The sequence below is a fragment of the Pseudomonas sp. gcc21 genome (assembly GCF_012844345.1).
Classification (GTDB): Bacteria; Pseudomonadota; Gammaproteobacteria; order Pseudomonadales; family Pseudomonadaceae; genus Halopseudomonas.
Genome location: NZ_CP051625.1, coordinates 480,325 through 503,720 on the forward strand (window position 1 = coordinate 480,325; position 23,396 = coordinate 503,720).

A 23,396-nucleotide genomic window follows, 5' to 3' on the forward strand; every position below is an offset into this window, starting at 1 on the left:
GCTTGTGCTGTGCATATGGGCACGCTTTGAGCTTAACCAATCATCTCGCGCTACACTCCGCAACGCAGATCTCATAACAATAGATATCGGAAAATTCATGGCACAAGCGATTCAGGTGAACCTGGTAAATGCCGTGCGGGTGCACGACACATCTCCGCAGTACAGACAATTGGTCGACCGTCTGAGGCAGAACGACAACCTTCTCGCAGCCCTGACAGCAGCTGACCTGAACATTGCCAATCTCCTGCCGTGCGAAGCCGCAGCGGTAACACGTAACGGAGAGGCTGCCAGCACCGCAGGAGAGCTTGATTATCTTGCTCTCCAATTGGCTGAAACGCTGCTAGACACGGGCGATCAGGAACAGGTCTGTATCCAGCGCGCGGCGGAAGGCCGCGAAGCGCGCGAGGACGATACATTCTGCAGCGTACTGGCTGTGCGGTTCAGTCCCAGCGAGGCTGGCTGGCTGCTCTGGTTCCGCAAGCAGGATGCGTCCTCCGGCGATCAGACACGCTGGACAGACGCTGATATCGCCGTCGCCCAACGCCTGCGAGTCGACTTGCTGGAAATATGCCTCGCCCAGGCGACGGCGGCGCGAGAGGCGCATACCCAAGCGGTGCGTCGATTGGCTCACGATCTGTCCACCCCCTTGCAAACCCTCGATATGTCAGCGTCTATGCTGAAAGTCCAGGATGAGCGCAATACCGATCTCAAGCAGCACATGGTCGATGCCATAGCGCAGTTACGGCAACGGGTCGAACAGGTTCAGCAGCTCGGACGGGGTAAGCTGCCGTAACCGGGCAGGGCCGGCATTCGCTCATCGTCGTCATTTTACCGGGGGGCGCATATTGACATCTTTCAAGCATGCTTACGTTCACACCAATGGCATCCGCATGCATTACGTCGAGCATGGGGAGGGGCCGCTGGTCCTCCTGCTGCACGGCTGGCCGGAGACCTGGTATACCTGGCGGCATCAGATTACGGCGCTTGCTGAGGCAGGGTACCGGGTGGTTGCCCCCGACCAGCGCGGATACGGATATACCGAAACGCCTCTCGAAATCAGCGATTACGGGATTTTCGATCTGGTGGGCGACGTAGTAGGGCTGGTCAATGCACTGGGGGAGGAGCAGGCCGCCATTGTCGGACATGACATGGGCTCGATTGTTACCTCCGCCGCCGCGTTGCTGCGTCCAGACATGTTCAAGCGGGTAGGGCTGCTGAGCGTTCCGTTCATGCAGCGCAAGTCCATCAGGCCAGCGGTACGTTACGAAATGGCCTCGCAGAAAGCGCATTTTTATCAGACGTATTTCCAAACGCCAGGTCGGGCAGAAGCGGAGCTGGACGCGGACGTACGCCGCAGTTTGCTGGGCATCCTGTATGACGGGGCGGCCGAATCGCGCATCAATACGGCACAACCGAAGACCAATATGGTGTTCTTCGACAAGAACACCCGGCTTGTCGACAACCTGACAACCGCCGACGAGCTCCCCGGCTGGCTGTCTGAAGCGGATCTGGACACCTTCATCGACCACTTCCAGCATTCCGGCTTCCGCGGCGGCATCAACTGGTATCGCAACATGGATCGGAACTGGGCACAGACGCCGTTCTGGGACGGCGCGCGCATCACCCAGCCGCTGATCTATATCGCCGGCGCGCTGGACGGCGTGCTGAAGATAACCGCAGAAGACATCGAGGCCATGGACAGCACGGTGCCCCGGTTACAGGGCAAACACCTGATCGACAACGCCGGGCACTGGGTGCAGCAGGAGCGGCCGCAAGAGGTCAGCCGACTGCTGATTGATTTTCTGGGACAAACGGCAACGCTCGACTAAGCGTTCCCGTAGTCTGTTCCGCTCAGGAGACCCCTGGGCGAACGGGTTGCTGCAAAGACTCTTGAAGCCGATGATGCTGACCTTCGGAGCGCGGACGCCCTGTTGATACTGGCGGAAGAAATCGGTCGGAGTCATGCCATCGGGGGAGTTTAATCAATCAGGTTGCGGAAACTGCGGTGCGCGCTTCTCCTTGAAGGCCGCGATACCTTCCGCCGCTTCCGCTCCGCCCAGCGCGATCGCCATCAGCTGTTTCTCGCGCTCAAGCTGGCGCTCGAACACCTCCCTTTCAGGGCCGTCCAGCAGCTGCAAAATGGCAGTCTGCGAGGTGCGGGCACCTTCGGCGAGTTGATTGCCCAGCTCTAAAGCAGTTTCCAACGCCTTGCCCGGCGCGACGATGCGGTTGATTACGCCTGCCTGAGCGAATCGCTCGACTGGCAGCCTGCCACCAAACAACGCAATTTCAGCTGCCAGTTGATGGGGGAGGGCGGTGGCGAGAAATGCAGAACCACCGCCATCCGGTACCAGGCCAGCCTTTACATACGCCAGCGATATGTAACTTCCCTGCGCTGCAACAATCAGATCCGCCGCAAAGGCCAGCGAGGCCCCGGCGCCCGCTGCGCCTCCTTCTATCGCGGCGATCACCGGTTTGGGGAAGAACTTCAGCTTGAGTACCAGATCATGCAGTCGCTGAATCAGCCCTTCGCGTTCCGCCACGGGCAACGCTGCACGGGTTTCCAGCGAGCGCAGGTCACCGCCCGAACAGAAGAAATCGCCCTCTCCGCGCAGCACAATGTTAGCGATCTCCGGGTTATCCAGTGCCGCTTCGAGATGACTCTCCATCTGGATATACATGCCCGTCTCCAGCGCATTGCGCTTGTCCGGACGGTTTAGACTAAGCACGAGGGTAGGGCCGCGGCGTTCAGCGAGCACGGAGTCGTTGGATGCAGTAATAGCCATGAATTGGGTCCGTCGTTGTAAACAATGCGAATACGATACCGGAGGCGGGTGAGTCGCGGGACGCGCTGATAACCAGGGTGCGGTTCTGTTTATGATAAATCCAACGGGTTGCGTGCTCGTTCATGTGCGGCATACGCGGGCGCCCGACCGAAGCGCACAATACCCTGACGTCTCTGGCGGAACTGTTGGAGGGATGGGGCATCCACTGGGTACTCAGACTATTCCTTTTCGAGGCACATCATGAACAGTAGCGCTCTGGTAGTTGGTTCAAGCGGCATAGCCGGGAGCGCCGTGGCGCGCGAGCTCGCTGGTCAGCAATGGCACGTGACCGGGCTAGCCCGCCGGCCGCGGGACGAAACCGGTGTCCAGCCGATCAGCGCAGATTTGCTGGATCCATCAGCCCTTGCTGAAGCCGTTAGGGGTCTTGAGCCTACCCACGTCTACCTGACGACCTGGGCTCGTCAGGCAACCGAGGCGGAGAATATCCGCGTCAATGCGCTGATGATCCGCAATGTTCTCGATGCATTGCGACCCGCAGCGTCCGTCCGCCATGTCGCACTGGTCACTGGGCTCAAGCACTATCTCGGGCCCTTTGAGGCCTATGGCAAGGGCACGCTGCCGCAGACACCGTTCAGGGAGGAGCAGAGACGGCTCGATGTTGAAAATTTCTACTATGCGCAGGAGGACGAGTTGTTTGCCGCAGCCGAGCGGGACGGCTTCAACTGGAGTGTGCACCGGCCGCACACCATCACAGGTGTAGCGGTGGGCAATGCAATGAATATGGCTACGACGCTGGCCGTGTATGCATCGATCTGCAAAGCGACTGGCCGCCCGTTTCGCTTTCCGGGGTCGGAGGTGCAATGGAACAGCCTTACGGACATGACCGATGCAAGGCAGCTGGCCAGGCACATGGTCTGGGCCTCTACAACGCCAGCTGCAGCAAATGAAGCCTTCAATATCGTCAACGGCGATGTGTTCCGCTGGAGCTGGATGTGGAGTCGCATCGCTGAATGGTTCGACATCCAGCCAGCTGCCTTCGACGGCACGCTTCTCCCACTTGAGCAGCAAATGGCGAACGATGCCGCCATTTGGCGAGACGTAGCGGCAAAACAGGGGCTGGTCGAAGCCGACATCACCAAACTCGTGTCGCCCTGGCATACCGATGCAGATCTTGGCCGGCCGATTGAGGTGGTGACCGACATGTCTAAAAGCCGCAAGCTTGGATTCACCGGCTATCAGGCCAGCGACGAGGCCTTCTTTGATGTATTCGCTACGCTGCGCGAGCGCAGGCTGATCCCGTAGGGCAAGCGCATTGCACACCTCTATTGCCCCGGCCATGGTTTGCCTGGGGTTGGCGTGCGCTTGCGCGCCGACAGGGTTCGGCAAAATCGAGGAACCCATCCGGACGCACAGACAGCGGTTGGCACATCCACAAACCACATCCGGACAGGGGTTGATGTCACGGCAGAGCCTCGGCGTAGCGCAAGCGCGCTACACCCCCAGGTAGGCGCACTGCACCCCTCGACTGCAGCGGCGAGGATTTGCCTGGGGTTGGCGTGCGCCTGCGCGCCGACAGGGTTCGGCAAAACCGCGGAACGCATCCGGACGCATAGACAGCGGTTGGCACATTCACAAACCACATCCGAATGCCCCGGCAGCGGCAGCCTGGTTAGGCTGACTCGCCGAACGGGAGCAGTGCTGCTGTTTCGACTACATTGGGGACTCTTGCCATGAAGCGGGTGCCGTCCTCCGGCGTGGAGGAGACGGAGAGGGTGCCATCGTGTCCCGCAGCAATCTGGGAGGCAATATATAAACCCAGGCCAAGACCCTTGCCTCTACCGCCCTCCTTGGGTCGGGTAAAGGGTTGGAACATCAGCGACATCAGCTCTGGCGGAATAACAGGGCCCTGATTGGTTACCGACAGGGAAATCTCGTCGCGCTCTGCCACCGCAGTGACATTGATCGGGGAATCAGGTGCGCCATGGGTGACGGCATTCATCATGAGATTCGAAAGTAACTGTCCCATTCGGCTCGCATCGCAATAGTTCTGGGGCGCAATCGAGAAATCGCAGTTCATCAGCACCTCCGGATGAGAGACCTTGATTTCATCACTGACGGAATTGAGCGCCTGGAGCAGGTCACCGGTTACTGCGCGAGTGACAGGAATGCCGGCACCAAGGCGTCCGTTGGAGAAATCCAGTACATCCTCAATGAGCGCACTCATTCTCTTCGAGCTTTGTTTTATGCCTGACGCCAGCTCGCGTTCGCGTTCGCCGGTCAGCTTGGCCTCCAGCAGTTCGGAACTCATGCCGATTGCGGTGAGCGGCGAGCGAAGGTCGTGGCCTAGAACAGCCACAAACTGCTCACGCAGACGGCCCGTTTCTTCCTCATTGATCAGCGCAACCTGGGTCTTTTCCTGGGCTTCATGCATGTCCAGCTGGAGACCAATCAGTTGGGCATAGAGGCCTAGTGTATTCAGCACAGCCATCTCATCGAACTCGGCCGGAACGCTGTCGATGGCGCAGAGGGTGCCGAAGAACTTATCGTCAGCGGTAATGATGGGGATGGATACGTAACTTTCCAGCTGGTACAGCCTGGGTGTGTGATGCACCGAGTACACGTTGTCCTTGCTGGCGTGCCGGAAGATCACCGGGCGTCGGTGATCGCGGATCTCATGGCAAATGGTGGTCTCGAGCTCCAGCTCTCCGCCGGGTTCCAGGCCGAAGTCGATCGAATCGTCCACCGCGCAGGCGACCCATCGCGAATCGGTGACTCTGGCGACAGCATCCCGGTCGTGTGTTTGACCATGCTGAGGATAAGCGAGACAGCATCTATCTTGGCGATTCTTGCTACGTCGCGGTTGAGGTCGAACGGTGTGGTCATCGAAACAGCCGTGGTTGGAAATGTGAATTTCCCCCGGATGTTAAGCAAAAGAAGCCTATCTACCCAAGGAAAATCACGCTTTGGTGACCAGTGGAAGCTTCGCAGATCGCGCGATCCGTTTGGGAAATTAGCTGCAACATCAAGGGATTAAACCTTAAGGCCGGCGTGCGGAACCGCGCGTCACGCCGGCTGATCGTTCAGCGCTTCAGACTGATCCAGGTCGCTTCGGCGTGAGCGACGCGTTCCCCATTGCTGCGGTAAAGAGCGCTGCCGGCGTTATGTTTGCGGCCGTCGTGGCTGATTGCCCATGCCGAGACGATCAAGGCCTCGCCTGCACGCACCGGCTGTTCGATACGGGCGCTGAAGCGGCCTAGCAGCGCCGGCCCTGATACAGGCTGCACGGCGAAGTAACCGGGGCAATCCAGTGCGGCCCAGAGAAATTCGCTGGCAACAAGGCCGTCGGCGTCGCATAGGTCTTCAGCGGGCGTCCAGACTGCGGCAACCTGACCTTGATGATCACACACGCTGCCGGTAAAAATGCGTAGACCGTCTCCGGCCTCACGGCTCGGGCCACAGACGAAGCAGCCGGGCAGATTGTGCTGCCCGAAACCGATAAAGCGCTCCTGCGCCTGTTCGGCCTCCTGCAACGAGGGCGGCGCAGGGATATCCAGATCAAAAGTGTAAGGACGCGCGCTGGCCAGCAGTTGCTCACCGAGTTTCAACTCAAGCCCGTCGCCCTTTGGATGAATCTGCAAATCAGTATCCAGCGGCGGCGGCGCATGCAGCGTAACCTGGCTGGGTTGCTGCATATGATTGGCCACAAGACCGCAGACGTACCCTCCGTTGCCGCTGTTCGGTGGGCCACAGAAACGGTTGGCAATGTTCAAAGTGGTGCTGTTCATGGGCGCTCCGCTGAGTGGGTTGATAGGTCATGGTACCTGCTGAAGTGATCACCACTCGCATCATCCGGAACGCTGATGATGGTCTATCAAGCCAGCGAGCTGCCGCCGTGCGGCTTTTCGGTCATTGTGCAGAATTGGGCGCGGTCCCGCATGACGCGTGGCTGCTGAGCGGAGCCTGTCACCATAGCCGCCCCGGCAAATCTTTACCGGAAACTGCTATGGTGTATCCCCGCTAAAAAGTGCTCAAAAACAGGAACATACAACATGGGTTATACCTTCGATCACCTCAAGGAACACTGCCGGCAGGAGTGGGATGCCTACATTCAGCATGCCTTCGTCAGGCAGTTGGGGGAGGGCCAGCTGGCGCCGGAGTCGTTTCGTCACTACCTCAAGCAGGATTATCTGTTTCTGATTCAGTTCGCCCGGGCTTTTGCGCTGGCCGCGTACAAGAGCACCACCCTTGATGATCTGCGCCAGGCCAAGGCCGGGCTTGAGGCGATTGTGGATCTGGAGCTTGGGCTGCATGTCCAGTACTGCAAGGAATGGGGCATCAGCGAAGTGGAGTTGCAGGCGCTGCCGGAAGCGCGGGCAACGCTGGCCTATACCCGTTATGTGCTGGATACCGGTAACCGTGGCGATCTGCTCGACCTGCACGTCGCGCTGGCACCCTGTCTCGTCGGTTATGGGGAAATCGCCAACTGGCTCAACAGCCGGTCGGAAACCCTGCGCGGTGCGCAGAATCCCTATGACGCCTGGATTGCCATGTACGAAAGCCAGGAATTTCAGGACGCCATGCGTGCCGAAATCGACTGGCTGAACCGTGAACTGGCGGATGTAACACCCAGGCGTTTCGAGCGATTGGCGCGGATATTCAGCGATGCAACCCGGCTTGAAATCGATTTCTGGGCCATGGGGCTGGAACTGCGCGAGTAGCGATTGTGGCCCAGGCGGCGATGCCTGGCGGCGAGAACGGGACGCAGCACAAACCGTATCTCTATCGAAAAATACAAAATTAGGTTTTTTACTCTAGGACCACCGCCCAATACTTGCGCCATAACAGGCGCAAGCTTCAGGGGGGTGTATGAGTCGATTCAAGTCGTTCGATGGCGTTGAGATTTACTACCAGACCTGGGCACGGAAGTCCGCGTTGCCGCCGGTGGTGTTGCACCACGGCTATGTAGCAAACATGCGTGTGAACTGGGTCGTGCCCGGCATGGTCCGGCGGCTCAATCTGGCGGGGCGCAGTGTTATTGCGCTGGATGCCCGAGGGCACGGGCGTTCCGGCAAACCGCATAACCCCGCCGCCTATGGCGAGTCGCGCATGGCCATGGATGTGAGTTGCCTGCTGGATCAGCTGGGCCTGGAGGAAGTCGATCTGGTCGGCTATTCCATGGGCGGCACAGTGGCACTCATTACCGCCACGCAGGAAAAACGTATTCGCCGCGTTATCGCGTCGGGGATTGGTGGGGCCACGCTGCATCTGGAAAACCGCTACCGCAAAGGCGCAAACAAGGCCCTTGCCGACGCCATGCTGGGCAGCCGCTGGAGGATCCGTAATCCGACACTGGCGGGCTTTCGTCTGCTGGCAGAAATGGTCTGGGCGGATCGAAAAGCCATGGCGGCGCAGGCGCTTGCCTTTCATTCCAAGCGCATTCCGTTGGAACGTATCACCGCACCGACGTTGATACTGGCGGGTGACAACGACCCCTTCGCCCTTCAGCCGGGCAAACTCCAGAAAGCCATCCGCGGCGCGCAGCTCAAACTGGTTCCGGGGGACCACACCACGGTGCTGGTGAAACCGAGTTTTCAGAACGCGATTGTGGATTTCCTGCGCTGAGCGGCTGAAAAGGGGCTGGGCTCTGCGTGCGGTGCTGACATGCGAAACGGGGAGGCGATGCCCGGACTGGAACCCGCTTGCCGATACGGCGTCACAAGCTGACCAGCTCCGTTACCCAGTCCCAGTTTCATGGAGGTTTCCATGCAGCGCCGTGCTTTTCTCTCGTCCGTCACACTCGGCACCGCCTGCCTTGCCCTGTCGCCTTTGCTCGTCAGTGCACAATCAGCCGCAACGAACACGGCCGGTGGGTCGTCCGCCGCCCGGACAACCGGCTCCGCAGCCAATTCCGAAACCCATCCGCTGCCTCGCAACACCGGCAGCGCCCGGCGCTACAGACCGGAATACCGGGTCGGATTGGGCGGCGCTGTCGGCCTGGGAAACATGCGTAAGGAATGGTCCGAACAACATGCCTTTGATCTGCTGAGAACTGCCTGGGAACAGGGCATTCGCTACTACGATACGTCTCCCTGGTATGGCCTGGGTCTCAGTGAGCGGCGCCACGCAATGCTGTTGTCTTCTTTGGAGCCGGACGGGTACCTTCTATCGAGCAAAACAGGCCGCATCCTCAAACCCGAAGCGGGCTACTCCCATGACAACTGGCAGGGCGTGAACCATTTCAATTACGAGTACGACTACAGCGCGAGCGCCACGCGGCGTTCGATTGAGGACAGCTTGCAGCGTATGGGCGTGCCGAGCCTGGACATCGTATTCATACATGACCTGTCGCCAGACAACGTGGACATGGGCGAACGCTGGACGGAATACATGGACCAGGCGGTGGAAGGCGCCATGCCGGAACTGATCAAAATGCGCGAGGAAGGACTGATCAAAGGATGGGGCATGGGCGTGAATGAGCTGGCGCCGGCACGCGCGGCTATAGAGCGATCCGACCCCGATGTCATCCTGCTGGCAACGCAGTACTCGCTACTCAAACACGAAGACGCCCTGAACGATCTGTTTCCGCTTGCCAGTGAGCAGGGGCAAACCTTCGTACTCGGCGCGCCGCTCAATTCCGGCTATCTCGCCGGCAATGAATACTTCAACTACAGCAAGGACGTGCCGGCGGACATGCGCGAAAAGCGTGAGCGCTATCGCGAGCTGGCGGAGCAGCACAACGTGGATCTGCGTACGGCCGCCCTGCAGTTCTGCAATGCGCCCGAGGTTGTTTCGTCTGTCCTGCACGGTGCCAGCTCAGCTGAGCAGGTTAGGGAAAACGTGGCTTCGATGTCAGCCACCATACCGGCCGAATTCTGGGCAGCCGCCAAGCAGCAAGGGTTAATGGCGGAGAATGCGCCTGTGCCGGAGTAGGGTGACGCGCCAGTTGCCCAGGTCATTTGCACGGTGCGGATTTAGCTGAGCTATCAGGAACGAGATTATCGTGTTGCAGCGATTAACCAGCAATTGTCCTGGATCAAGTCATCGTCATCGGACCCTGACTACAATGGCTTCTCCACCCCGCATCGCGTGATGCCCTGACACCCCTGCCAGAACGATCACGTGCCGGCAGGAGGCTCCGTTGAAGAACATCCGTCTGATCTACTCCATTCTTTTCATTGGTCTGGTCGCGTTGTGGTTAGTGGCAGATAACATTCTGTCCGGCCCGCGCACCTTCTTCCCGGTGCGTGCGTCACTGGTGAACCTCACCGGCGTGCTCGCCATGGGTGCGATGAGTGTTGGTATGGTTCTGGCGCTACGGCCGTTCCATGTTGAACCCTTTCTCGGCGGCATGGACAAGAGTTATCGCCTGCATAAATGGCTCGGGGTGACCGCCCTGGTGGTGTCCATCGTGCATTGGGCGTGGGCGGTGGTGCCGAAATGGCTGGTTGGCTGGGGATTGTTGACCAAGCCGCAGCGAGGCTCCGGCGGACCCGCTCACTCTGCGTTGGTAGAGATGATGCAGAGCCAGCGCGGTTTTGCCGAGCTGGTAGGTGAGTGGGCATTCTACGCCGCCGTTGTGCTTATCCTGATCGCGCTCATCAAGCTGTTTCCCTACCGGTTATTCTTCAACACGCACCGGTTGCTTGCGCTGGTCTATCTGGTACTGGTTTACCACTCGGTCATTCTCATGAAACCCGGCTACTGGAATTCGGCTATCGGTTTGGTCATGGCCGCGCTCATGGTTGCTGGCGGTATCGCTGCGGTGGTCTCGCTGATGGGTGGGATCGGACGTAATAAAAAGGCGATTGGGTATATCGACTCACTCGAATATCACCGCGACAACCGCGTGCTGGCAGTGATGGTGCAGCTACGTGATCGCTGGGAAAGTCACAAGGCAGGTCAGTTTGCCTTCGTCACCTTCGACAACCAAGAAGGCGCGCACCCCTTCACCATATCCTCCAGCTGGAGCCACCTCGGCACGCTGCGTTTTCATATCAAGGCGCTTGGCGATTACACAAGCGAACTGCCCAAACTTCTCAAAGCGGGGGAGGTGGTTACGGTCGAGGGGCCCTACGGTTGCTTTGATTTTGCCAGCCGACAGGATCGCCAGATATGGGTTGGCGGTGGCATCGGGATAACGCCCTTTATCGCGCGTTTGCAGGCATTGACCGTGCAGAAAGATGGTCGGGAAATCGATTTGTTTTACTCCACCGCCGAACCGGACCAGGAATTCATCAAGCGCCTCGAACAGCTGGCCGAAGAAGCAGGGGTACGTCTGCATGTGATCATAAGCGGCAAGGATGAGCGTCTGACGCCCGACCGGCTATGCGAACTGGTACCGCAATGGCGGGAAGCCTCAGTATGGTTCTGTGGCCCTGCGGGCTTCGGGCATGCCTTGCGCGAGGGGCTGGTCGCGCGGGGCTTTGATGTTGATGATTTCCATCAGGAATTGTTTGATATGCGTTGAGTCTTGCGCTTTGTCCGTTTCGACCTCATCGCGCCGCTCGAAAACGCGCGCCACGCGTCCGTAATAGCGCTTGCTGCGAAGCAAACGAGACTAAACCCGGCAGCCCCAACAACCCTATAGCGGCCGCGGGCGTTGCGACTGTATGCGGGCATCGAACGCGCTCGCAGCGTCGCTCGGATTCCTTGGAAGCACCACGCTGAAGACCGTCCCGGTGCCAGCCTAGGGGTATCTCACACGTCTGCGGTACCACGCAACCTGATGCAGCACCTGATGACCTGCGCATGACTTCCCACTCAAAAGCCGGATAATGGCGGCCCAATTCGTCCCGCTCGTTATTCTGGTGCCCCCATGGAAATCAAGGTCAACTTTCTCGACAACCTTCGACTTGAAGCCAAGTTCGATGACTTTACGGTGGTGGCCGATCAACCCATCCGCTACAAGGGCGATGGCTCTGCGCCGGGTCCCTTTGATTATTTCCTGGCGTCATCGGCATTGTGCGCGGCGTATTTTGTGAAGCTGTACTGCAACACGCGCAACATTCCCACCGACAACATTCGTCTGTCGCAGAACAACATTGTTGATCCTGAAAACCGCTACAACCAGATCTTCAAGATCCAGATCGAGCTGCCTGCGGATATGTCCGACAAGGACCGCCTGGGCATCCTGCGTTCCATCGACCGCTGCACTGTCAAGAAGGTGGTACAGACCGGCCCCGAGTTCGTTATCGAACAGGTCGAGAATCTGGCCGCCGACGCCCAGGCATTGCTGATGCCTCTTAATGATTCGGCGGAGGGCACCCGTATCCTCGGCAAGGACCTGCCGCTGGAGCAGACCATCGCCAATATGTCGGGCATTCTGGCCGATCTGGGCATGAAGATCGAAATCGCCTCCTGGCGCAATATCGTCCCCAACGTCTGGTCGCTGCACGTGCGCGACGCGCAATCGCCGATGTGCTTCACCAACGGCAAGGGCGCGACCAAGGAGGCCGCGCTGGCCTCGGCGCTGGGTGAATTCATCGAACGGTTGAACTGCAACTTCTTCTACAACGACCAATTCTGGGGCGAAGAGCTCGCCAATGCGCCCTTCGTGCACTATCCCGACGAGCGCTGGTTCAAGCCTGGCCGCAAAGACGCATTGCCGGCCGAGATTCTCGATGAGTATTGTCTTGCAATCTACAACCCGGAAGGCGAGCTGCGTGGCTCGCATCTGTATGACACTAACTCCGGCAACGTTGAGCGAGGTATCTGCTCGCTGCCCTATGTACGCCAGTCCGATGGCGAGGTGGTGTATTTTCCCTCCAACCTGATCGAGAACCTGTTCCTCAGTAACGGCATGAGCGCGGGTAATACGCTGGCCGAAGCGCAGGTGCAGTGTCTGTCGGAAATCTTCGAGCGCGCGGTGAAGCGCGAGATTCTTGAAGGCGAACTCGCGCTGCCGGATGTACCGCAGGCGGTGCTGGCAAAGTATCCAGCGATTCTGGCTGGTATTCAGGGGCTGGAAGAGCAGGGCTTTCCGGTATTGGTGAAGGATGCGTCCCTGGGCGGCGAATTCCCGGTGATAAACGTCACTCTGATGAACCCGCGCACCGGCGGCGTGTTCGCCTCCTTCGGCGCGCACCCGAGCTTTGAAGTGGCGCTGGAGCGCAGCCTTACCGAACTGCTGCAGGGCCGCAGCTTTGAGGGCCTGAATGATCTGCCACCACCGACCTTTGAAAGCCATGCGGTGACCGAGCCGAACAATTATGTCGAGCACTTCATTGATTCCAGCGGGGTCGTGTCATGGCGCTTCTTCAGCGCCAGGGCGGATTACGAATTTGTTGAATGGGACTTCACATCTGAAGGCGAGCATGCCAATGCCGAGGAGGCCGCCACCCTGTTCGGCATCCTCCAGAACATGGGCAAGGAAGTGTACATGGCGGTATACGAACACCTCGGCGCTACTGCCTGCCGCATCCTGGTGCCGGGCTATTCGGAGGTGTATCCAGTCGACGATCTGATCTGGGACAACACCAACAAGGCGCTGTTCTTCCGCGAGGATATTCTCAACCTGCACAGCCTGGACGAAGACAGCCTGCAAGCGCTGGTCGAGCGTCTGGAAGAGAGCGAACTGGATGACTACACCGACATCACCACGCTGATCGGCATCGAGTTTGACGACAATACTGTCTGGGGTCAGCTGACGATTCTCGAGCTGAAGCTGCTGATCTATCTCGTTTTGCAGCAGTTCGACGAAGCGAAAGAACTGGTCGAAACCTTCCTGCAATTCAACGACAACACCGCCGAGCGCGGGCTGTTCTACCAGGCGCTGAATGCGGCGCTGGAGGTAGAGCTGGACGACGAGCTGGCGCTGGAAGACTACGAGCACAACTTCCGCCGCATGTTCGGCAATGAGCGCATGGATGCAGTGATCGGCTCGCTGGACGGCAGCGTTCGCTTCTATGGCCTGACGCCCACCAGCATGAAACTGGAGGGGCTGGACAGGCATCACCGCATGATCGAAAGCCTGAAAAAACTGCATGCGGCGCGGGGCAGGGCTGCGGCATTGAGCGCGGCGTAATGATTCGCTTCACCCGCGCGGTACAAGCTGACTACACTCAGTCGATTATTTTTTTTGGAGCTTAGCCGTGACCGATACCAGCCCGCCGCCCTTGTTGCTTGGCGCCAACTCTGAACAGCGCGTTGCCATTGAACCCCGCATGGCCAACCGTCACGGTCTGGTCGCCGGCGCCACCGGGACCGGCAAGACCATAACGCTGCAGGTTATGGCGCAGGCGTTCTCGGACATAGGCGTGCCGGTGCTGGTGCCGGACATAAAGGGCGATTTTTCCGGCATCGCCAAGCATGGCGTCATGAGCGACGGTCTGCAGAAGCGAGCCACCCTGGTTGGCCTGGATGATCTGCAGATGAGCGGCGCGCCGACGGTGTTCTGGGATGTATACGGCGAGCACGGCCACCCGCTGCGCCTGACCATGGCTGACTTTGGTCCGATCATGCTGGCGCGTTTGCTTAATCTCAACGAGACACAGACCGGCGTGCTGCAGGTGCTGTTCAAGGTCGCGGACGAGAACGGCTGGCTGCTGCTCGATCTCAAGGACTTCCGCGCCATGCTGGGTTATGTAAACGAGAACAGGAGCGAGATCGGCCCCAAATACGGCAACGTTTCCCCGGCCAGTATCGGTGCTATCCAGCGGGCGCTGCTGAGTCTGGACAGCCTGGGCGGTGATCAGCTGTTCGGCGAGCCAGCCGTTACCCTCGATGATTTCATGCAGACCGACGTGCACGGCAAAGGCGTGGTGAACATCCTGCATGCCGCGCGCCTGTACCGCGACAGCCCATTGGCCTATTCCAGCATCCTGCTCTGGTTGCTATCCGAACTCTTCGAGCAACTGCCCGAAGTGGGGGACGCAGACAAACCACGCTTTGTGCTCTTCTTTGATGAAGCCCACTTGCTGTTCAAGGACACGCCCAAAACGCTGATTGACCGCATCGAACAGGTGGTGCGGCTGATCCGCTCCAAGGGCGTCGGTGTGTATTTCATTACCCAGAGCCCGCTGGATGTACCCGAGGCAGTTCTGGGACAGCTGGGTAACCGGGTACAGCACGCGCTGCGCGCATTCACCCCCAGGGATCAACGGGCCGTGCGCACCGCAGCGCAGACCTTTCGCAGCAACCCTGGACTGGATACCGAAACCGTCATTACCGAACTGGGCGTTGGCGAAGCGCTGGTGTCGGTGCTTGACCATAAGGGCGTGCCCACTCCGGTCCAGCGCGTGCTGATCCGCCCGCCTGCCAGCCAGATGGGGCCGATTACCGATCAGGAGCGCAACACGCTGATCCAGCAATCGGTGCTGGCCGGGGTGTTTGATGAGGTGCTCGACCGCGAATCAGCCTATGAAATTCTGCAGCAGCAGGCTGAACGCGCCCTGTCTGAAGAAACCGTCGTCACCCGCAGCCAAACCGAAGCCAAAAAACCCCGCAAGCCTGCGGCAGAGAAATCCGTCATGGGAGACTTTTTCAAACAGGCCGGACGCAGCGCCATGCGCTCCTTCGGCACGCAGCTTGGCAGGCAGATCATGCGCGGGCTGTTGGGGTCGTTGAAGGGGAAGTAGGGCTGTCGGTGTTCAGCGACTACGGAAGATAAGCATCCTGGGTACGAACGAACTCATCAAACTCCGCTGAATTGTAGATCGTCAGACAAGCATGGAAGGCGCTATTGCCGTTGCCCGCTTTCATTGCCGAGCCCGCAGCCGGATAGCGAGCTACGACGAAATTGCGCGTCGCCTGGTAAGGATCGTGGAGGGTATTCAGGCTTTCTTCATCCTGCAGAATCTGGTGCCTGCCTTTGCCCATGAAATGATAAGCACGGCTGGCGCTGGCGAGATCTTCACGCAGCGCGGAGTCATCTCTTGGCAAGTTCTCCAACAGGCAACGGCTGAGCCCATAGTTTTTCAGCGATTGCCTGGCTTCTTCGAGAGTTGTGTCGTTCAGACCCGTGGCGCAGCCTGACACCAGCAGTGCCGCCAATAGCAGGGCTTTCATTATTTCAGCTCCCAATAAAGTATCCGCACGGGCGAAACGCTGGGGTTGCGGTAGGAACTGCTGGCAGGGTTCTGGTAATCGGAGCCATCACCTGTAGCGCTTCCGTCCCAAAGTGTGACATGCCCGGTTGCATCGCCCCAGCCCTGTACCTCGATAACAATCAGACCCTTGAGGCCGTTGAGTGTAGCGGACTGAGCAGGAGTGAGAGTTTTGTCCGGCTGTCCCCAGTTGTGCCGTATGAAGTCAATCACACCCGTGACCCTCATTATGTAAGGCAAGCCGTCGCCGCCGCGGACGCGGTAGATATTGGTGCGGGGAGTGATAGTGCCGGAGGGGACTTGATAACTTCCGTAATTGAAGGCTCTGCTCATGCGCAGCGCGCAGGCATTGGTATAGTCGTCGGGGTTGCCGCGACGCAGTGCGGCGACGTTGCCACCGACCAGGTCATAAACGCCCTGATAATCCATCATTCCAACTTCGGCATAGGCGTTTCAAAGGTCATCGAAACGAGGCCTTTTGATAATGATGCTGGATGAGACATTTCCGGCGGATACTGTCAGGGTGTTTGGCATTCAGATATCTCCCTGCAGTGACAACGAACGAGAGGTGAATGCCGCAGGTATAAACACCTTGCCGTCATTGCCCACGCGCCCACTGAATGCAGCGTCTACTACCCCGGCAACAGCTATTTCGACAACGTCACCTGGGGCAAAGCCGGACGTGTCGGCGTGGAGATTTACATCGGTGTAGAAACGAGAGTTGTCACCAAGCGGCGTCCGGTCTTTGCCAAAGGTGAAGTAAAGACGATCGACTGACTTGTTGGCCGGTTTGACTCCGCCACTAAGACCCAATGCCGAAGCCGGCGAGTCTGAGTGAACATTGCTGACGCGAATGGTGCCGTGTGGCAGTAACGTATTAGAACCGGGGGGGCACCCGCAGGCTACATAATCGCCCGCCCGAGCAGCCGGTCCAGCGGGCAGGTTCACGGTCCTGCCGCCCACCGCCACAATTTCGCCAATACCTTGGTTGCACGCGGGGCAAGTAGCCTTGTGACCCACTGAGCTGGCTACCAGACCGTCAAACACAAGGCCTTGGTTACCCTCAATTACCTCACCGCCGGTTGAAGTTTTGGAACCGATCCCAATGCTGAGCATGACGTGTGACACTCCATGTGAACAATATCCAACCTGTCTGTAATCAGGCTTGGCAGCCAGCTTTGCAGCGTTCGGCCGTCTTCCATGGTAGATGACCTTAATGGGTGATGAGGTTAGGTCAATTTCTGACAGGCCGCATTGTAGCTAGGTCACAATTTGATTGAGCGTTCTACCGCGGAGAGCTACCGGGACGGTCATCAGCCTAGCTGACGCCTTTGTAGTAGCCACCTGTTACCCGCAGCCATGCGTTCCCGTGCATGCTGGCCCCATCATAAACAGGAGGGCCGAACATGAGTGCCAAGAAACTACTGCTGCTGGCTGGTGACTTCACCGAAGACTATGAAACCATGGTGCCGTTTCAGGCGCTGACCATGTTGGGTTATGAGGTGCACACGGTGTGTCCGGACAAGAAAGCCGGGGACACGGTGCGTACTGCGATTCATGACTTCGAAGGTGATCAGACCTACACCGAGAAGCCGGGGCATAACTTCGCGCTGAACTATGATTTCGACAAGGTGAAGGTTGAGGACTACGTCGGCCTGGTAGTACCGGGCGGCAGGGCGCCGGAATATCTGCGGTTGAACCAGCGGGTCATCGAGATCGTGCAGCAGTTCAACACGGCCCAGAAGCCGATCGCCGCGGTATGTCACGGTCCGCAGTTATTGGCAGCGGCTGGCGTACTGGAAGGCCGGGAATGCAGTGCGTATCCAGCCTGCGGACCGGATGTAAAAATGGCCGGCGGCACCTATATGGATATTCCCGTCGATCAGGTGCACGTGCAGGGTAACCTGGTCACAGCACCCGCCTGGCCGTCGCACCCAGCGTGGCTGGCCGCTTTCGTTAAACTGCTGGGCGCTCAGATAACTCTCTAATCAGGTGATAGCCGCATGTGTGAGCTTTACGTCAAAGCTGATCCGATTCTGTATGAGTCACGTTCGCGCTCACTGCGCATACGTGGCGTGGTGACCACGCTGCGGCTGGAGAATCAGTTCTGGCAGATCCTGCAGGAAATCGCCGAAGTTGATGGCATGACCACCAACCAGCTGATCACAAAACTCTATGAAGAGATCATGGAACTGCGAGGCGAAGTGGTTAACTTCGCCTCGTTCCTGCGGGTCAGCTGCACCCGTTATCTGGCACAGCGCGAAGCGCGCCCGGTGCCCTTGACGGTTGTGCGAACCGCCGCAGGCTAACGCGACCGGGCAGGGGCGATTACGGCGCCAGAGGCAACTGGCGCTTGTGCGCGGTCATATCGTAGCGCTCGATGATCTTTCTCGCGGTCACGTCATCCACCGGATGGCCCAGCAGAAAGGCATCGATCTGCTCATAGCTCAGCCCGTATGCATCCTCATCCGGACGGCCGGGTTCCAGCTCTTCAAGGTCGGCGGTGGGAATCTTGCCGACCAGATGAGAAGGCGCACCCAGTTCCGCAGCGATACGCCGAACCTGACCTTTGACCAGCCCTGTCAGCGGCGCCAGGTCACAAGCGCCGTCACCGAACTTGGTGAAAAAGCCCATTACTGCTTCAGCAGCATGGTCAGTCCCGACCACCAATCCATTTACGAAATTGGCCAGCGCATACTGCGCCACCATGCGGGTGCGGGCCTTCACGTTGCCCTTGGCGAAGTCACGCTTGGCTGCATCCACCGGCTCGTCAGCGAAGTCTTCCATCAGTGCGTCCACAGAGCCCTTTATGTCGACCGTGCGAATCTGATCAGGCTGGATGAAATCCAGTGCCGCCTGCGCATCGTGTTCATCCATCTGCACCCCATAGGGCAGGCGCATGGCATAGAAAGTAGCCTCATAGCCTTCCTGACGAAGGGATTCAACAGCCAACTGGCACAGCCTGCCGCCAGTCGTTGAATCCACACCCCCGCTGATTCCCAGCACCAGCGCCCGCGTACCGGAGCGGCGCACGGTGTCCTTGATGAATTCGATCCGCCGCTCGATCTCCTGCTTCAGCTCAGTGGCTTCCTTCAGGTTGGGGTTCACTTGCAGTGCGCTGCGGATTTCAGAGCCCCGACTTGCTGCAGTGTTCATGCTTGTCTCCTTGGTATTCGGTACGGAAATGCCCAACGGCCTGATAGTTCGACACGATAAACGAGGTTAGTGCCGACACCAAGACGGTGTGTGTGCCATGCAAGCGTCACGCCGAGGTGTGTTGGTGGTGGTTTTCGGCCTGCTGGGAGTTCTCTTCGTAGGTCCAGGCTCGGTCGTCTGGCTGGGGTTGCATTGGTGTATTTGCTTAACCGAAGGGTGAACCTACATAGCGCCTGAAAGGCGTTTCCCTGGTGGCTGCGGTCGGAGCGCTCAGCCTGCTCATAATCAGGCGGATTACTGGATTGCGCTAATTATCTCGGGCAGTTGAGCGAACGAGCGAGCGGACAAACTGAGCAGGAATCTGAACATGGCGCGGTTGATCGAGCGAAGGGCGCAGGACGATTGATTCGCCGAAGGACCAAACCACGTGCACGTCCCTTAGCGTGCAGTCCTCGGAGACTCCAAGCTCGCTGAGGTCACGGTCGCAGAACGCCGGATCGAGGATAATCATCTCCGCTTCGTATGCTCCAAGGCCCAAACTCTTGACGGTCTTTTCAGGCAGCGTTGTAAGCAAGCCGCTATAGCCCGCCAAGAGGATTCCAAAAAACAGGCCAAAATGGAAAGCAGCGCTCCAGCCTGCAAAATGAGCCATCGAACAGATCGATACCAGACAGGCGATGATCAGCGGCACCGCCCAAAGGATCGGGTAATGCCAGAAGGTGTTCAGTTGCTGGACGATGGGCAGGCTGCTTTGGAACACGAGCGATAACAAGACAACAAAAATGAGCAGTGCTAAGTAAGCGGCCCAGCTGTAATTCCAGAAACTCCAGCGAGGCAGCTCGAAACGTATCTGCAGCGCAATGCCGAAGCCTAGCGCGACAAATGCGGGCCATAGCAAAACGGTGGTGAGGAAGAGACTCGGGGCGAGCGCTAGCACTGTCATCATGCCGAGGGCTGCTACGCAGAAAGGTCCGAAATACGCTAACCCTACGAGTTGCCACACGGTTCTTATGCGCGCATTTTCCGAATAGGGCAACGCGTACATAAGCTCTTCCTTGACCTTCTTGGTGTTAAGACACCAGTGAAAAATGGCGGCCCCCGGCGCGACCATTGTGATGATGACTACGCCGACGATAGCGAATCCAATGCAAGCCGCTGCCAATAATAGCGACGAGAACTGGAACAGATCGAAACTGGGAAAAAAGCGATTTCGGTAGAAATACAACAGAAAGATGCCAAATCCAACGAGGGGAGGGAGCGCTTTCGCAAGCAAGGCGCCATACTTGTTGAGAAGAGCGGGAGAGACTCGAAGTACGACTTCAATCGCGTCCTCGCTGGGCGGGCGATCGCTCCATTTTTGCATGTGGCTTCCTTGCTGGTTTGCTGAGAGACGATCATATCCTTAGCGTACTCCCTGAGCTATCCTGGCGATGCCTTACGCTATTGTTGAAGTCGTGAGCGTTTTCATTACGGAACGAGAAGGAAGTCCGTTTTGTCGCAAGTACGCTGGACCGCCGAAGAGCTCAAATTAGCTTTTTACTTGTATTGCCAGCTTCCGTTCGGTCGCCTCCATCGAGGGAACCCAGACATCATCCGCCTGGGGCAACGCCTTGGCAGGACGCCCTCATCGGTAGCAATGAAACTTGTCAACTTCGCCAGCCTCGATCCTGCGATTACCGGAACGGGGCGGAAGGGCTTATCCGGCGCTTCAAAGTTCGACCGAGTCATTTGGGAACAATTCAATGACGATTGGCAGGGCTTGGTAGATGAATGCAGTGCGCTACTCGCATCGCCTGAAGACGTTTCGCCAGTTGATTACCCAAAGGTCGCTGAAGCCGCCGCCAATTACTTTGGCGAAACGCGGGAGGCTCAGGTTCAAATACGAGTTCGACAGAGCTTCTTCCGCAAAGCCGTACTGGCAAGCTACGGCGGGAAGTGCTGCATGTCTGGCTTAAGCGAGCCGCGACTGCTTCTGGCAAGCCATATCGTCCCGTGGAGCGTCGACACCGCAAATCGACTAAACCCAGCAAACGGCCTCTGTCTTTCAGCTCTCCATGACCGGGCGTTTGACCAGGGGCTTATTGCGTTGACTGATGAGTTCACTGTGATGGTGAGTGACGAGCTGAAGGCAAAGGCAACCGCTGATTCGTTTGCGCGGTCTGCTTTGGTGGGGCTGGAGGGGGCTGACATCGTGTTGCCTGAGCGGTTTATGCCGGATCACGGGTTTGTTAGATGGCATCGGGAGAATTTGTTTCTTGGGTAGGGTTCAGGCCGCTATCGACCCAAAGCGGTCATTCGTGACGGATCGAAACCGACCAGAAGCGGCCTGAAAAGCGACCGCTCGCGCACGAATGAGTCTGAACTTGGCCAGACTATAGACCTGCCAAATTGAGGAGAGTTATGGGCGAGCAATAGATTTCGCCCTGCTTTGCAGGGTCTCTGGCACTTAAAGCGATTACTTCTTGTAGTCCACGTGGAGCGTCGAGCTGAAAGGTTGCTTTCCAATTTCGTAATCAGGGTTCAGTGTCGCGAGGTTGTGAGCGGCGATGCCAACTCCGGCGAGCATGCCTATTGCAAGCGCTCCAAGTGCCACCGGAGCGCCAACAACGCTAGCCCCAGTAACGCCGGCAACACTTCCCATCGATAGCCTTCGAGCCCGCAAATATATTCTAACTGACATGTCCTGGTTTTCAATCGCCTGCTCAAGCCACGTCAACGTATTCGTGTAACGATTATATTCCTGGCATTCCAAGACAAAGCTCTCATGCGCTTTGATCTTTTCGATGATGAATTCATTGGTGACTTCAGAGATTTTATAAATGCCAACGTCCATGGAGAGAGTCCTTAAGTGTGTATATGCAGTTATCGGCCATGATCCAGCAACCTTTAAGGCATTCATTTAAAAGTCAGGCTAATAGTGGCCTCAGGAACCTCCCTATAGGCCAGGCGGTTCCAGGAATCAAGTGCAAGCTAGTTATTGATAAATAGGGGCTCCGAAAGCGGACAGATTTATTTTTAGGACAGACCGGCTGCTTCTGGCCGATAGCGGCCGGTGGAGCTAGCCAGCGCTTGGCCAATTTCACACCCGGCACCTAGTTGGTCGTTTCTACGTTCCTGACCCTTCACATGATTGCGCCAGCATCGCCATCGACGCCGGTTTTCGCGCTAAAAAGCGTCGAGCGCCACCGCGCTAAAACTCCGGCACTTCACCTCTTGCAATAGAGTTTCTGCAAGCTTCCAATTGTAGCCACAACAGATCTCAACCAGACTGTATCCATCCGATCGGTTCAAGCCGAGTTTTACTGTCGGCTGCGCAGCAGCTGACTTTTATCAAAGGAAACCCTTCATGATCCCGCTTTCTATTCTTGAACTTGGCCGTGTGCGCCAAGGGGCAGACGCACGTACTGCACTCAACGAGGCTCGCGCGCTGGCTCAGCATGCTGAGCGTCTGGGCTACCGCCGCATGTGGGTGGCTGAGCATCACAATATGCCGGGTGTGACGACGGCGGCGACTTCGGTCGTGATTGCTCACATTGCCGCCGGCACCAGCAGTATCCGCGTGGGCGCTGGCGGCATCATGCTGCCCAATCATGCGCCTTATGTGATCGCCGAGCAGTTCGGCACCCTGGAAACCCTGTTTCCCGGACGCATCGATCTCGGTCTGGGCCGTGCGCCGGGGACTGATCAGATGACGTTGCGCGCCTTGCGCCGCAATCCGGCCAATGCCGAGAATTTTCCCCAGGATGTTCAAGAGCTACAGCAATTTCTGGGGCCCAGACAGGCCGGACGGGGCATCGAGGCCATACCTGGCGTGGACACCAATGTGCCGCTCTGGATTCTGGGCTCCAGCCTGTTCGGTGCGCAGTTGGCGGCGGCACTGGGGCTGCCGTACGGCTTCGCATCGCATTTCGCGCCCCAGGCGCTTCACCAGGCATTGGATGTTTATCGGTCGACCTTCAAGCCATCGGCGCAGGCGGACAAGCCCTACGCGCTGGTCGGGGTTAACGTGATCGCAGCCGAGACGGATGAGGAGGCGCGTTTTCTCGCTACCTCACAGCAGATGTCGTTCGCCGATCTGTTTCGCGGGACACGCGGCCTGATGCAGCCACCGATCGAGGATATCGAGACCTACTGGACGCCCCAGGAAAAGTACCAGGCGGGGCAGATGCTCAGTTGCAGTGTGGTTGGCAGCCGAGAAACCGTCCGCCGCGGCCTTCAACAGCTGATTGCGGAAACCGGAGCGGACGAACTGATGATCGTCTGTGATATCTTCGATCCGGAGAAGCGGCTGATGTCGGTGCAGCTCATTGCAGAGGCTCTGCAGGAGGGTTGATGGCCGAAGGATAAGCCAGCGGTGTGCGGAATGTCCGAGTGAAGGCGAGTATTGGCGTAGTGCAGGCGCGCTACACCC

Annotated in this window: 22 protein-coding genes; 13 read left to right on the top strand and 9 right to left on the bottom strand. The window is 58.2% G+C overall.

Annotation, left to right across the window (positions count from 1 at the left end; all coding sequences use genetic code 11):
- The first annotated feature begins 97 nt into the window (after nt 1-97).
- On the top strand, nt 98-793 hold the full coding sequence (locus HG264_RS02385; RefSeq protein WP_150300927.1) for a hypothetical protein: 696 nt from the start codon (nt 98-100) through the stop codon (nt 791-793).
- Between the two features lie 52 nt (nt 794-845).
- A complete protein-coding gene (locus HG264_RS02390; RefSeq protein ID WP_256663751.1) occupies nt 846-1,829 on the top strand; it encodes an alpha/beta fold hydrolase in 984 nt (327 codons plus the stop codon).
- 153 nt (nt 1,830-1,982) lie between these two features.
- Here HG264_RS02390 and HG264_RS02395 read toward each other — a convergent pair whose 3' ends face one another.
- Nucleotides 1,983-2,786, bottom strand: a complete 804-nt coding sequence (locus HG264_RS02395) for an enoyl-CoA hydratase-related protein (protein ID WP_169406160.1) — start codon at nt 2,784-2,786, stop codon at nt 1,983-1,985.
- Nucleotides 2,787-3,026: 240 nt separating this feature from the next.
- On the opposite strand from HG264_RS02395, the gene HG264_RS02400 reads away from it, so the two are divergent.
- Nucleotides 3,027-4,088, top strand: coding sequence for an SDR family oxidoreductase (locus HG264_RS02400; protein ID WP_169406161.1), 1,062 nt, complete (start codon nt 3,027-3,029; stop codon nt 4,086-4,088).
- Nucleotides 4,089-4,455: 367 nt separating this feature from the next.
- On the opposite strand, the gene HG264_RS02405 is transcribed toward HG264_RS02400, so the two are convergent.
- Both HG264_RS02405 and HG264_RS02410 read right to left on the bottom strand, forming a co-directional pair.
- Nucleotides 4,456-5,697, bottom strand: coding sequence for a GAF domain-containing sensor histidine kinase (locus HG264_RS02405; protein WP_306085230.1), 1,242 nt, complete (start codon nt 5,695-5,697; stop codon nt 4,456-4,458).
- Nucleotides 5,698-5,866: 169 nt separating this feature from the next.
- Nucleotides 5,867-6,571: a PaaI family thioesterase gene (locus tag HG264_RS02410; RefSeq protein WP_169406162.1), complete on the bottom strand. Its 705-nt coding sequence runs from the start codon at nt 6,569-6,571 to the stop codon at nt 5,867-5,869.
- A 264-nt stretch (nt 6,572-6,835) separates the two neighbouring features.
- Here HG264_RS02410 and tenA point away from each other — a divergent pair, with 264 nt between their 5' ends.
- The 6 genes from tenA to HG264_RS02440 all read left to right on the top strand — a co-directional run bounded on the left by tenA (nt 6,836) and on the right by HG264_RS02440 (nt 15,361).
- Nucleotides 6,836-7,504 carry a thiaminase II gene (gene tenA / locus HG264_RS02415; protein WP_169406163.1) on the top strand — a complete coding sequence of 223 codons (669 nt, stop codon included), beginning with the start codon at nt 6,836-6,838 and terminating at the stop codon, nt 7,502-7,504.
- A gap of 148 nt (nt 7,505-7,652) precedes the next feature.
- Nucleotides 7,653-8,408, top strand: a complete 756-nt coding sequence (locus tag HG264_RS02420) for an alpha/beta fold hydrolase (protein WP_169406164.1) — start codon at nt 7,653-7,655, stop codon at nt 8,406-8,408.
- A gap of 141 nt (nt 8,409-8,549) precedes the next feature.
- Complete coding sequence (locus HG264_RS02425) at nt 8,550-9,716, top strand: aldo/keto reductase (RefSeq protein WP_169406165.1); 1,167 nt, start codon at nt 8,550-8,552, stop codon at nt 9,714-9,716.
- A 208-nt stretch (nt 9,717-9,924) separates the two neighbouring features.
- On the top strand, nt 9,925-11,253 hold the full coding sequence (locus HG264_RS02430; protein WP_169406166.1) for a ferric reductase-like transmembrane domain-containing protein: 1,329 nt from the start codon (nt 9,925-9,927) through the stop codon (nt 11,251-11,253).
- Nucleotides 11,254-11,601: 348 nt separating this feature from the next.
- Nucleotides 11,602-13,809 (top strand): OsmC domain/YcaO domain-containing protein, encoded by a 2,208-nt coding sequence (locus HG264_RS02435; protein WP_169406167.1) that lies wholly within the window; start codon nt 11,602-11,604, stop codon nt 13,807-13,809.
- 67 nt (nt 13,810-13,876) lie between these two features.
- On the top strand, nt 13,877-15,361 hold the full coding sequence (locus HG264_RS02440) for a helicase HerA-like domain-containing protein (RefSeq protein WP_256663753.1): 1,485 nt from the start codon (nt 13,877-13,879) through the stop codon (nt 15,359-15,361).
- Between the two features lie 19 nt (nt 15,362-15,380).
- On the opposite strand, the gene HG264_RS02445 is transcribed toward HG264_RS02440, so the two are convergent.
- The 3 genes from HG264_RS02445 to HG264_RS02455 form a co-directional block, all read right to left on the bottom strand.
- Nucleotides 15,381-15,791 carry a hypothetical protein gene (locus HG264_RS02445; protein ID WP_169406168.1) on the bottom strand — a complete coding sequence of 137 codons (411 nt, stop codon included), beginning with the start codon at nt 15,789-15,791 and terminating at the stop codon, nt 15,381-15,383.
- Nucleotides 15,791-16,261 carry a T6SS effector amidase Tae4 family protein gene (locus tag HG264_RS02450; protein WP_256663754.1) on the bottom strand — a complete coding sequence of 157 codons (471 nt, stop codon included), beginning with the start codon at nt 16,259-16,261 and terminating at the stop codon, nt 15,791-15,793. Before HG264_RS02450 ends, HG264_RS02445 begins: the two co-directional genes overlap by 1 nt.
- A 102-nt stretch (nt 16,262-16,363) precedes the next feature.
- Nucleotides 16,364-16,945, bottom strand: a complete 582-nt coding sequence (locus tag HG264_RS02455) for a PAAR domain-containing protein (protein WP_169406169.1) — start codon at nt 16,943-16,945, stop codon at nt 16,364-16,366.
- A 290-nt stretch (nt 16,946-17,235) separates the two neighbouring features.
- On the opposite strand from HG264_RS02455, the gene HG264_RS02460 reads away from it, so the two are divergent.
- Nucleotides 17,236-17,817 (top strand): DJ-1/PfpI family protein, encoded by a 582-nt coding sequence (locus HG264_RS02460; protein ID WP_169406170.1) that lies wholly within the window; start codon nt 17,236-17,238, stop codon nt 17,815-17,817.
- 15 nt (nt 17,818-17,832) lie between these two features.
- Nucleotides 17,833-18,138 carry a ribbon-helix-helix domain-containing protein gene (locus HG264_RS02465; RefSeq protein ID WP_169406171.1) on the top strand — a complete coding sequence of 102 codons (306 nt, stop codon included), beginning with the start codon at nt 17,833-17,835 and terminating at the stop codon, nt 18,136-18,138.
- Between the two features lie 19 nt (nt 18,139-18,157).
- On the opposite strand, the gene nadE is transcribed toward HG264_RS02465, so the two are convergent.
- Nucleotides 18,158-18,985: an ammonia-dependent NAD(+) synthetase gene (gene nadE / locus HG264_RS02470; RefSeq protein ID WP_169406172.1), complete on the bottom strand. Its 828-nt coding sequence runs from the start codon at nt 18,983-18,985 to the stop codon at nt 18,158-18,160.
- Nucleotides 18,986-19,292: 307 nt separating this feature from the next.
- Nucleotides 19,293-20,348, bottom strand: a complete 1,056-nt coding sequence (locus HG264_RS02475) for a hypothetical protein (protein ID WP_169406173.1) — start codon at nt 20,346-20,348, stop codon at nt 19,293-19,295.
- A gap of 129 nt (nt 20,349-20,477) precedes the next feature.
- On the opposite strand from HG264_RS02475, the gene HG264_RS02480 reads away from it, so the two are divergent.
- On the top strand, nt 20,478-21,248 hold the full coding sequence (locus HG264_RS02480) for an HNH endonuclease (protein WP_169406174.1): 771 nt from the start codon (nt 20,478-20,480) through the stop codon (nt 21,246-21,248).
- 192 nt (nt 21,249-21,440) lie between these two features.
- Here the strand turns inward: HG264_RS02480 and HG264_RS02485 are convergent, their stop codons facing one another.
- Complete coding sequence (locus tag HG264_RS02485) at nt 21,441-21,818, bottom strand: hypothetical protein (protein ID WP_169405888.1); 378 nt, start codon at nt 21,816-21,818, stop codon at nt 21,441-21,443.
- Between the two features lie 513 nt (nt 21,819-22,331).
- Between HG264_RS02485 and HG264_RS02490 the strand changes: the two genes are divergently transcribed.
- The gene (locus tag HG264_RS02490; RefSeq protein WP_169406175.1) at nt 22,332-23,318 is read left to right on the top strand and encodes an LLM class flavin-dependent oxidoreductase; all 987 of its coding nucleotides are present in this window, start codon (nt 22,332-22,334) and stop codon (nt 23,316-23,318) included.
- Nucleotides 23,319-23,396 lie beyond the last annotated feature (78 nt).